This is a genomic window from Ruegeria sp. CDSA141 (assembly GCF_059612005.1).
The window spans coordinates 785,187-794,832 of record NZ_JBXWPT010000001.1 but is presented as its reverse complement, the minus strand read 5'-3'; the positions used below and the strand labels follow the sequence as shown (position 1 = coordinate 794,832).

Genomic DNA, 9,646 nt, shown 5'->3' with positions numbered 1-9,646 from the left:
CCAAAAGTCTTCCTGTCGGCCATCGCTCTAGCAGCCACCGTGCTGTTCTGGCTGTAAATCAATGAGTCTAGAGCCTAACAAAAGATAAAATATGTTGAGAACATTACACTATTTCGATTTTCAGAACAGTAAGGTATACCTGACCTCGGCTGACGTTCTACCTGGTCGAGATGGAAATTTACCTTGCTCAGACCTTCAATTTCATGCTCAACGCGATGTGTCTTCCCCATTTGAGGATTCAAATGCCCCAAGCGTATCTGTATCTGATGCTAGCCGTTATTGCGGAAACCATTGGCACCACCGCGTTGCAGGCCAGTCAACAATTCACGCGGTTTTGGCCGTCCGTCCTTGTGGTCGTGGGGTACGGAGTCGCTTTCTACTTCATGGCGTTGACGCTGAAATTCATGCCTGTTGGCATTGTCTACGCGATCTGGTCAGGTCTGGGAATTTTTCTGATCGCCGTGATCGGTTTCATCGTTTTCGGTCAAAAACTGGATTGGCCGGCGGTACTTGGCCTTACCATGATATTGGCGGGAATCCTGATCATTCACCTCTTTTCCAAGACTGCTGGTCACTGATCCACGGTTAGGGCTGGTATATTTTGTCGCGCCGCGCTATGCGCGCGGCAACTTCCCGTTCAAAGGCTGACCTCTCATGGACCTGCGCAATATCGCAATCATCGCTCACGTTGACCACGGCAAGACGACCCTGGTGGATGAGCTGCTCAAACAATCCGGCGCGTTCCGGGAAAACCAGTCCGTGGCGGAACGCGCCATGGACAGCAACGATCTGGAACGCGAACGTGGTATCACCATTCTGGCCAAGGCAACTTCGGTCGAGTGGAAAGACACCCGCATCAACATTGTCGACACACCCGGCCACGCCGATTTCGGCGGTGAAGTGGAACGCATTCTCAGCATGGTCGACGGAGTTGTCCTACTGGTTGACGCCGCAGAAGGCCCGATGCCGCAGACCAAGTTCGTGACCTCCAAGGCCCTGGCTCTGGGTCTTCGCCCAATCGTGGTTCTGAACAAGGTCGACAAACCGGACGCGGAACCTGACCGCGCACTGGACGAGTGCTTTGACCTGTTCGCAAACCTCGGTGCCGATGACGACCAGCTGGACTTTCCGGCGATGTACGCCTCGGGCCGTTCGGGCTGGGCAGACATGGAGCTGGACGGCCCCCGCAAGGACCTGAGCGCCCTGTTTGACCTGATCGTCGATCACGTCCCTGCCCCCAAGCAGGTCGAGCACAAGGACGAGCCGTTCCGGATGCTGGCCACAACTTTGGGCAGCGATCCGTTCATCGGCCGCATTCTAACAGGTCGTGTGGAAAGCGGCACTCTTAAGGCAGGCGACAACCTCAAGGCGCTCAGCCGCGATGGAACGGTGATCGAAAACTTCCGCGCTTCGAAAATACTTGCATTCCGCGGACTGGCACAGCAGCCCATCGACGTGGCAGAAGCCGGTGACATCGTCACCATCGCAGGCATGAGCAAAGCCACAGTGGCAGATTCCCTTGTTGCTCCGCAGGTCGAAGAAGCCCTGCCTGCACAACCCATCGACCCGCCGACGATTACCGTTACTTTTGGGATCAACGATTCTCCGTTGGCCGGTCGGGATGGCAAGAAGGTTCAGTCACGCGTTATCCGTGATCGCCTGATGAAAGAAGCCGAATCGAATGTTGCGATCCGCATCACCGACACGCCCGGCGGCGAGGCATTCGAGGTCGCAGGCCGAGGCGAATTGCAGATGGGTGTTCTGATCGAGAACATGCGCCGTGAGGGTTTCGAACTCAGCATCTCGCGCCCGCAGGTTTTGTTCCGCGAAGAAAACGGGCAACGTCTGGAACCCATCGAGGAAGTCACCATCGACGTGGATGATGAATACTCCGGCTCGGTGATCGAAAAGATCACCGGCGCACGCAAAGGTGAGTTGGTCGAAATGCGCCCCGCAGGTGCTGGCAAGACCCGCATCATTGCCCACGTACCGTCCCGCGGCCTGATCGGCTATCACGGCGAGTTCCTGACCGACACGCGCGGTACGGGCGTATTGAACCGCGTGTTCCACGACTGGGCTCCGCACAAAGGTCAGATCCCGGGGCGTCGGGCGGGCGTTCTGATCTCGATGGAAAAAGGTCAGGCCGTCGCTTATGCCCTCTGGAACCTCGAGGAGCGAGGTCGGATGTTTGTCGGCCCCCAAACGGATGTCTATCAAGGCATGGTGATAGGTGAGCATTCTCGCGACAATGATCTGGAAGTGAACCCGCTGAAAGGCAAGAAACTGACCAACGTACGCGCCAGCGGTTCAGACGACGCCGTTCGCCTGACACCCCACATTCAGTTCTCACTGGAAGAGGCGATTGCGTATATTGACGACGATGAACTGGTCGAGGTCACACCCAACGCTGTACGCCTGCGCAAGCGCTTTCTCGATCCTCACGAACGGAAGCGGATGGCCAAGTCGGCCTGATCATTCGGGCAACCCGCCGTCGCAATCAGAAACAATTGCCTCAGTGTGGCATTTTTGCGTCCAAACGGACAAAAGATGAAAAATAGACAACCGGGCAATACGCCCGGTTTTCTTTTGAAAAGAGAATTCTTTCTGCTTTAAGTTGCATTAAGATTTTGCCACTCACCCACTCCACGTATTGTGATTGAGACCCATTTAAGGTGAAAATATGCCAGTTGTGTGACGTGGTTCATAAACACCGGCGCATCGGTGGTTCATATGAACACGTAGTTGAATATCGAGTTTCGAGGAGTTTCAAATGGGTGTCCAATCAAGCAGTATCCCGCTTTTTTTTGTAGCCACTACTTTTTTATTTTCGCCCACTGGCGAAGCATTCGCAGCCGGGACGTGTACGATTCAAACGGCCAGACAATCCGCTGCGTCCGCGCAGGTTCTATGTGAGTGCGACGCTGTAACATCGGGTATGATCCGATACATTCAGCGCCGGCACGATTTCGAACAAATTCTTGCGCGTGTCGGAGCTGAATGTACGCCACTTGCAGACTTGCTTTCTGATTTTCCGACAGCATCGATCGGCGCAAGTGATCAGCGGTCCGGTGATGGTCCGTCTGATGAGACTGCCGACAGCAGCCCCGCTTTCGGTGGTGGCGGCGGTTCAGGCGGTGGAGCTGGCACCACTGGCGCTGGAGGCGGTGGCACTGGCGGTGAAGGTGGCGGCACTGGTGGTGAAAACGAAGGCGGTGGCGAAGGCGGCGGCGGTGGCGAAGGCGGCGGCGAAGGTGAAGGCGGCGGCGAAGGTGAAGGCGGCGGCGAAGGCGGCGGCGAAGGTGAAGGCGGCGGCGAAGGTGAAGGCGGCGGCGAAGGTGAAGGCGGCGGCGAAGGTGAAGGCGGCGGCGAAACGTTCTAGTGTGGAAGCAAAAATACCGGTGCAAGATTCGATTGCACCGGTATTCACTTTCTCAAAAAAGGTTTTCAGTTTTCCTCAGCTATGCCCGTAAACACCAACCCAACTTCCGGGCCGGTTCGGGTCTTGCATACGAAGAAACAGGTACCGCGTCGCTGTCCAGGGTTTGATACGGTTTGTGAGGTTGTCCAAAACCAAATCACCGTTTGAAGAGCGGTACACCAGCACCGCATGAGGCACCCGGCGCGTGTCCAGAACAGTAGCGATCAAGAGTTTGCTTGGATCGACCCCCGCATGGATCAAGTCTCTTTTCTTCAACAGCGCGAAGTCCTCACAATCACCGCCCCTGGCGGTGGGCAGCGCCCATCGCTCGGTCGTTTTGTACTGAGATTGATCGGTGACTTCGCGGGTCGACCTGTTCACACGCCGGTTAATTTGTTCGACAACCTTCAGTTCTTGCTGACTGGACAAGGATACGGATCGCTTTCCTGCGCAGGCCCAATTGTATTGAGCGCACAAGTTGGCGGCTCCGGACGGAGGTGGTGAAGACGCGACACTTGGGATAAACCCAATCCCGGACGCATGCGCGACCGAGGTCATGGCAAAGGTGCAGATGCCTAAAACACAGATGCTGACGACCCGCACCGAAACCGGCAAAAGTCTGGAACCAATCCGTTTGGCCAGATTTGTAAAGTGTTTCATGCCTGTACCCCAATCCGGTGTTTTTCGCACGATCGCACGTCAAACAGGGTCGCATTCCGATTCATGAAACTATCTGCGAACAACCCTGCCCAAGCAATCACCTAAAAAGTTGAAGGGGAAAAAGGGCGAAATTTCGTCCGCTAATCTGACCTTTTCGCGCAAGAAATTGGATGGCTCGGCCACAATTCGGGCGCGAAGCTCTAAAATCTGCGGCACCAAAATCACGTAAGTGCCTGCAATAATGTAAAATTAATCTCAGCCCATGTTTGCGGGCTGAGTTTCCTTGATCGATTTTGACATAAGCAGATGATTGCCTATTCGTTGCCAGACTCTACGGCAAACGACGTTTCAAGTCGTGAAACCTGGCGATCACTCTGTGATTTCAACCACAACCAATTCACGTTCACTTGCCTCGCGTGCGTGACTCAGTGCCTGCTGATAATCATCCGAATTGTAACACTCGACCGCTGCTTCAAGCGATGGGAACCGGGCGACGACATTACGTGGTCGCTCCTTGCCTTCCAACTGAACATAACGCGCGGCACGGGCGATGAAGGCTCCCCCGTGCTTGGCAATGGCTGGTCCTGCCAATTCAGCGTATTTTCCGTACGCCTCGGCATCAGTCACCGTTACATGCGCAATCCAAAGTGCCGCCATCTTATCCTCCCAAAACCTGTTCTGCGGCCTTGATCGCCGCATCCGCATTCGACGCGTCCTTGCCGCCGCCCTGAGCCATATCCGGACGACCGCCACCGCCTTTGCCGCCCAATTCCACCACGGCGGCCTTGACCAGGTCGACCGCCGAAATGGTCCCTGTCAGGTCTTCGGTAACGCCGGCCGCAACCGCAGCCTTGCCGCCTGTATCCGCGATAAGCAGCACCGCACCTGACCCAAGTCGAGCCTTGTGTTCGTCGATCAATGCCGGAAGATCTTTCCCGGATACACCGCTGAGGGCCTGTGCCATGAACTTCACTCCGTTCACATCACGTGCCTCGGCGCCACCACCCTTCCCGGCCCCGCCGGACATCGCAAGATCACGACGCAACTGAGCCACTTCATTCTGCAGTGACTTGCGTTCCTCCAACAGGCCCTTCACGCGTGCCACAACATCGTCCGGCTGCGCCTTCAGTTCCAACGCCACCTTTGCAAGACGTTGATCCTGCGCCGAAAGGTACCGAAAAGCTTCATCCCCGGTCAGCGCTTCGATGCGACGCACGCCGGCACTGCTTGCACTGTCCCCCATCACGACAAACGTGCCAATGTCACCCGTCTGGCGCACATGGGTACCGCCACACAGTTCAATCGACCATGTCTCGCCATCATGGCCCTTGCCCGTAGACGCCTTGCCCATCGAAACAACACGAACCTCGTCACCGTATTTTTCACCGAACAATGCCTGCGCGCCCAGTTTGCGCGCATCATCTGGTGTCATGACCCGTGTCTCGACAGCCGAGTTCTGGCGGATGAAGTCGTTCACCTCACGTTCGACTTTCTGGATTTCCTCAAGACTCAGCGCTTTGGAATGGCTGAAGTCGAACCGCAAACGATCGGCCGCATTCAGCGAGCCGCGCTGCGCCACGTGGTCGCCCAGCGTTTCCCGTAGTGCTTCATGCAGCAGGTGCGTGGCCGAGTGGTTGGCCCGGATTGCAGTGCGGCGCGCATGATCGACTTCCAGCTCGACAGCATCACCTTTTGACACAGCACCGCTGACGACCGTCACCTTATGTGCATAGACTTTCCCATCGGCGAATTTCCTGGTGTCCTCCACCCGGCTGAGGTGATCGCGATCTTCTAGGCGCCGCAACTCGCCAGTGTCACCGACCTGGCCACCTGCCTCGCCGTAGAATGGGGTCTGGTTCACCACGACCCAGCCGCTGTCGCCTGCATCGATCTTTTCAACCAAAGCGCCGTCAACAACCAAAGCAGCAACCTGAGCTTCAGCCTTCTCGGTGTCATAGCCAAGGAAGTCGGTCGCCCCGGCGGTATCCAGAACATCGAACCAGACTGCCTGATCAGCAGCTTCACCCGACCCCGCCCAGGCAGCTCGTGCCTTGGCCTTCTGTTTCGCCATCGCCGCGTCAAAACCGTCTGTATCAACCGTCCGGCCCTTCTCACGCAGCGCATCCTGCGTCAGGTCCAGCGGGAAGCCATAAGTATCGTACAGCTTAAAGGCCGCTTCACCGGATAATGGCGCACTCTCGGAAAGGCCAGATACTTCGTCGTCAAGCAGCTTCAGCCCCCGATCCAGCGTCTGCTTGAAGCGGGTTTCTTCAAGCAACAAAGTCTCTTCAATCAATGGCTGTGCCTGGGTCAACTCTGAATAGTGCCCACCCATTTGTTGTACGAGTGACGGTACGAGTCGGTACATGACCGGATCCTTGGCACCCAACAGGTGAGCATGGCGCATGGCACGACGCATGATGCGACGCAGAACATAACCGCGGCCGTCATTGCTCGGCATCACGCCATCCGCAATCAGGAACGAGGTCGAACGCAAGTGGTCCGCAATCACACGGTGGTGCACGTTCTGATCCCCGTAAGGATCCACGTCAGTCGCATCGGCCGACGCTTCAATCAGTGCCTTGAACAGATCGGTGTCATAATTGTCATGGCTGCCCTGCAACAACGCACCGATGCGCTCGAGCCCCATGCCCGTATCGATCGATTGCATGTCGAGTTCGACCATCGAGCCGTCTTCAAACTGCTCGTTCTGCATGAAAACGACGTTCCAGATTTCAATGAATCGATCGCCATCCTCTTCGGCCGATCCCGGAGGGCCACCCCAGATGTGGTCGCCATGATCGTAGAAGATTTCGGTACACGGGCCGCAGGGGCCGGTCGGACCCATCTGCCAGAAATTGTCACTGGTGGCGATGCGGATGATCCGGTCTTCGGGAACACCGACCTTTTTCCAAATTTCAAACGCCTCGTCATCAGTATGATAGACCGTAGCAAGCAGGCGGTTCTTGTCGATTCCGAATTCCTTGGTGATCAGTTCCCACGCGAACGGGATCGCTTCGTGTTTGAAGTAATCACCGAACGAAAAGTTCCCCAACATCTCGAAGAATGTATGGTGGCGCGCAGTGTAGCCCACATTGTCGAGGTCGTTATGCTTGCCGCCAGCACGCACACATTTCTGCGCTGTGGTGGCGCGCTTGTAGTCACGTGTTTCCAGGCCGGTGAACAGGTTCTTGAACTGTACCATGCCCGAATTGACGAACATAAGCGTAGGGTCGTTGCGCGGCACCAGCGGGCTGGACGCCACGACCTCATGCCCCTGTTTTTCAAAGTAGTTCAGAAAGGTCGATCGGATGTCGTTCAGGGTTGGCATAGGGCTCTCTCGGCGCACATAAATCTTGGTCTCCGCAGGTTTATCCCCCCGTCAGAGGAGTGTCCACAGCAGAGGTGTGCCCGAACGAAACAAGGCGGCCCGACGACAAGCCGCTATAGATAAATATTTACGAGCTTTCGACCAGCAGCTAGGCTGCTGGTCGTTTTCGTTAAGAAATATGAGCTTGTGACGTGCCGGAACGCAAGAAGGCTTCGCGAAAATCTTCGAACAAAATAAGAACTCGGTTTCCTCGCCTGCCTGGAGGTTTCTCAGTCAATTTTTGCCGCAACCCACTTTGTGACCTTTACGGCGTATTTCCTGACCCAAGAGATGGGCGCGGCCGACCAGCTACTCCGGGTTCAAACTTGGCGCGGGGCAAGGTCTCCGGGTTTGGAGGTGAGCGCACCTATGTTTGCCCAAGTTGCGGACGGTCTAGCATCCTCAAATCCAACAAAGCTCTGGCGGAAAACACGCAAGGCTCTCCCGCCTGAACAGAAGAACACAACGTGAAAGTTGTCCGAGTGTTGTTTGTGTCAATCACGGAGCGACCGTTGAGCTGATGCCCAGCCGGTATCGAAAGTTCGGCAAAACGGCCAAAGGAGATCCAAGATATCAGTGCAGAGCGTGCAAGAAGACCTTTTCGATTGGCCGCTCGACGAGGCGACAAAAGCGTAGAGATCTAAATGGAAAAGTCTTTAGATTGCTGGTTAATGGCGTGACGCTTTCAGCTATCTCACGATACCTCGATACATCACTTCCGGAAGTCTATTCGAAGATCGACTTCATCCACGAGCAATGCCAAGCCTTTGCAGCAGAGCGGGAGAAGCGACTGCCCGAAGTATTTGAAGGAAATAGTCCTCACTTCGCCACGGACACACAAATCCTTCAGGTGAACTGGCCCGACAAAGGTATTCGTAAACTTGTAGAAGTGCGCCAAATGTGCACCGTCCACAATGATAGCAAGTATGTCATCGCGTCTACAACAGATGTTGATCCCGACATTCACCCGCTTGCCGTCGAGTGCGATGGACATTGTCGGTGACAAAGACAAGCCTCGTTCTATGCGAGAGAAAGCTCGGATTTGGTTTGCCAGTGAGTACATCGAGTTCATTTGCAAACGACACGAGACGACCAACCCAAAATCAAGTAGGTGGCACCGTAACAAAAAGCCTAGAGAGCTTGATGACGATATCAGGCTCCTTGAGAAGGCCGCGAGGGTTCGACAAGACGCGGCCGAGTTTGCGCATATCATGCTGCTCAAGAAGAAGATCGGTAAGAAGTATCGACTGCTGAACTTTTCAGTTGACCGCGATACGGGTGTCTCTTCAGCCTTTTTGGCTGTGTTTAAAAATGAAGTGCAGAAGAGCTTGGTGCGGATTGCAGACGTCACCATAGCAAAGAATGAAAGCCATCCGCGGCGCCTGGGGTTTGTGACTGATGGTAACAGGGAGTTTGAGCGCGCGGAGCATTTGATGCGTCAGGCAGGGTTCTTGCCTGGAGACGGTGATCAGGCTGTCACCAGGCCAAAGGACGGCGCTATAGAGTACTTTTGGAAACCTTCTTTGGAAATATGGCGCTCTACGATATCAGGGATCTGCTAATGGATCATACCGGTCAGTCTGAAACGGCCGGCATTCACTATCCATTCCACTTCATCAATGAGCCGCATAAGAGGGTGATTTTCCGCACTGACCCGACACAATTAGACTTTGCCCAGATGGCCCAGTTCGCAGTTCGGGCGGGAACGCATCCGGTAGACATGTATCACGCTCGGGCACGAACTAAGGTCATGGGATTTGAGCGTGGCTTGGCAACCTCGGGCCGCAGAAGTCTGTGGTACTACAAGCAGTACTACAATCCGGTCATGGTTATGAAGCTGGTGGACATCTTGAGGTTTGCGCATAACTACCCCGACCTCATGGTAAAAGAACACAAGAGCCCCGCTATGAAGCTCGGTATTGCAAAGGGCTTTGTCTATGATCGGGATCTCTTCAGTTTCTAATCTAGTCAAGCGCAAAGCCGTTGTTTACTTTAGCATTTGAGCGGTCGAAAATATTCGTACCAATATCTCTCTCCGCTTTCTGTAGTAGTCGGCCCAGTTCTTTCTCCTCCACGTTTGACGAAGTCTATTTCTGGGTTCGTACAAGAGGAAATTTTGATAAATTCTAGAATCGAAATATCATAACTTGAGTTGTTGGTTCTCTGCCGCTTTCCACTGACAACGTTCGGTGAATATG

General features: G+C 54.9%; 9 protein-coding genes. 6 read left to right on the top strand and 3 right to left on the bottom strand.

Annotated features, from left to right (window positions below; genetic code table 11):
- Nucleotides 1-242 precede the first annotated feature (242 nt).
- The 3 genes from AC2FLP_RS03960 (at nt 243) to AC2FLP_RS03950 (ending at nt 3,379) form a co-directional block, all read left to right on the top strand.
- Nucleotides 243-578: a DMT family transporter gene (locus AC2FLP_RS03960; protein WP_117868920.1), complete on the top strand. Its 336-nt coding sequence runs from the start codon at nt 243-245 to the stop codon at nt 576-578.
- Nucleotides 579-654: 76 nt separating this feature from the next.
- Complete coding sequence (typA, locus tag AC2FLP_RS03955; RefSeq protein WP_117868919.1) at nt 655-2,472, top strand: translational GTPase TypA; 1,818 nt, start codon at nt 655-657, stop codon at nt 2,470-2,472.
- Nucleotides 2,473-2,935: 463 nt separating this feature from the next.
- Nucleotides 2,936-3,379 (top strand): hypothetical protein, encoded by a 444-nt coding sequence (locus AC2FLP_RS03950; protein WP_496680592.1) that lies wholly within the window; start codon nt 2,936-2,938, stop codon nt 3,377-3,379.
- A 75-nt stretch (nt 3,380-3,454) separates the two neighbouring features.
- On the opposite strand, the gene AC2FLP_RS03945 is transcribed toward AC2FLP_RS03950, so the two are convergent.
- From AC2FLP_RS03945 to alaS, 3 genes are all read right to left on the bottom strand, one after another.
- On the bottom strand, nt 3,455-4,078 hold the full coding sequence (locus AC2FLP_RS03945; protein WP_496680594.1) for a transglutaminase-like cysteine peptidase: 624 nt from the start codon (nt 4,076-4,078) through the stop codon (nt 3,455-3,457).
- Between the two features lie 369 nt (nt 4,079-4,447).
- On the bottom strand, nt 4,448-4,735 hold the full coding sequence (locus AC2FLP_RS03940; protein WP_117868918.1) for a DUF1330 domain-containing protein: 288 nt from the start codon (nt 4,733-4,735) through the stop codon (nt 4,448-4,450).
- Nucleotide 4,736: 1 nt separating this feature from the next.
- Nucleotides 4,737-7,409: an alanine--tRNA ligase gene (gene alaS / locus AC2FLP_RS03935; RefSeq protein WP_496680598.1), complete on the bottom strand. Its 2,673-nt coding sequence runs from the start codon at nt 7,407-7,409 to the stop codon at nt 4,737-4,739.
- 559 nt (nt 7,410-7,968) lie between these two features.
- On the opposite strand from alaS, the gene AC2FLP_RS03930 reads away from it, so the two are divergent.
- Genes AC2FLP_RS03930 through AC2FLP_RS03920 form a run of 3 tightly spaced genes read left to right on the top strand, consistent with a single transcriptional unit; the run spans nt 7,969 to nt 9,411 of the window.
- Nucleotides 7,969-8,451 (top strand): transposase, encoded by a 483-nt coding sequence (locus AC2FLP_RS03930; protein WP_496680601.1) that lies wholly within the window; start codon nt 7,969-7,971, stop codon nt 8,449-8,451.
- Nucleotides 8,375-9,010, top strand: a complete 636-nt coding sequence (locus AC2FLP_RS03925) for a hypothetical protein (protein WP_299893530.1) — start codon at nt 8,375-8,377, stop codon at nt 9,008-9,010. Before AC2FLP_RS03930 ends, AC2FLP_RS03925 begins: the two co-directional genes overlap by 77 nt.
- On the top strand, nt 9,010-9,411 hold the full coding sequence (locus tag AC2FLP_RS03920; RefSeq protein WP_299893532.1) for a hypothetical protein: 402 nt from the start codon (nt 9,010-9,012) through the stop codon (nt 9,409-9,411). Before AC2FLP_RS03925 ends, AC2FLP_RS03920 begins: the two co-directional genes overlap by 1 nt.
- Nucleotides 9,412-9,646: the final 235 nt, after the last annotated feature.

Bases quoted from the DNA above. Each gene is read 5' to 3' on its own strand.
- AC2FLP_RS03960 (WP_117868920.1), top strand. From the start codon at position 243: ATGCCCCAAGCGTATCTGTATCTGATGCTAGCCGTTATTGCGGAAACC.
- typA (WP_117868919.1), top strand. From the start codon at position 655: ATGGACCTGCGCAATATCGCAATCATCGCTCACGTTGACCACGGCAAG.
- AC2FLP_RS03925 (WP_299893530.1), top strand. From the start codon at position 8,375: ATGTCATCGCGTCTACAACAGATGTTGATCCCGACATTCACCCGCTTG.
- AC2FLP_RS03940 (WP_117868918.1), bottom strand. From the start codon at position 4,735: ATGGCGGCACTTTGGATTGCGCATGTAACGGTGACTGATGCCGAGGCG.
- AC2FLP_RS03920 (WP_299893532.1), top strand. From the start codon at position 9,010: ATGGATCATACCGGTCAGTCTGAAACGGCCGGCATTCACTATCCATTC.
- AC2FLP_RS03930 (WP_496680601.1), top strand. From the start codon at position 7,969: ATGCCCAGCCGGTATCGAAAGTTCGGCAAAACGGCCAAAGGAGATCCA.
- AC2FLP_RS03945 (WP_496680594.1), bottom strand. From the start codon at position 4,078: ATGAAACACTTTACAAATCTGGCCAAACGGATTGGTTCCAGACTTTTG.
- alaS (WP_496680598.1), bottom strand. From the start codon at position 7,409: ATGCCAACCCTGAACGACATCCGATCGACCTTTCTGAACTACTTTGAA.
- AC2FLP_RS03950 (WP_496680592.1), top strand. From the start codon at position 2,936: ATGATCCGATACATTCAGCGCCGGCACGATTTCGAACAAATTCTTGCG.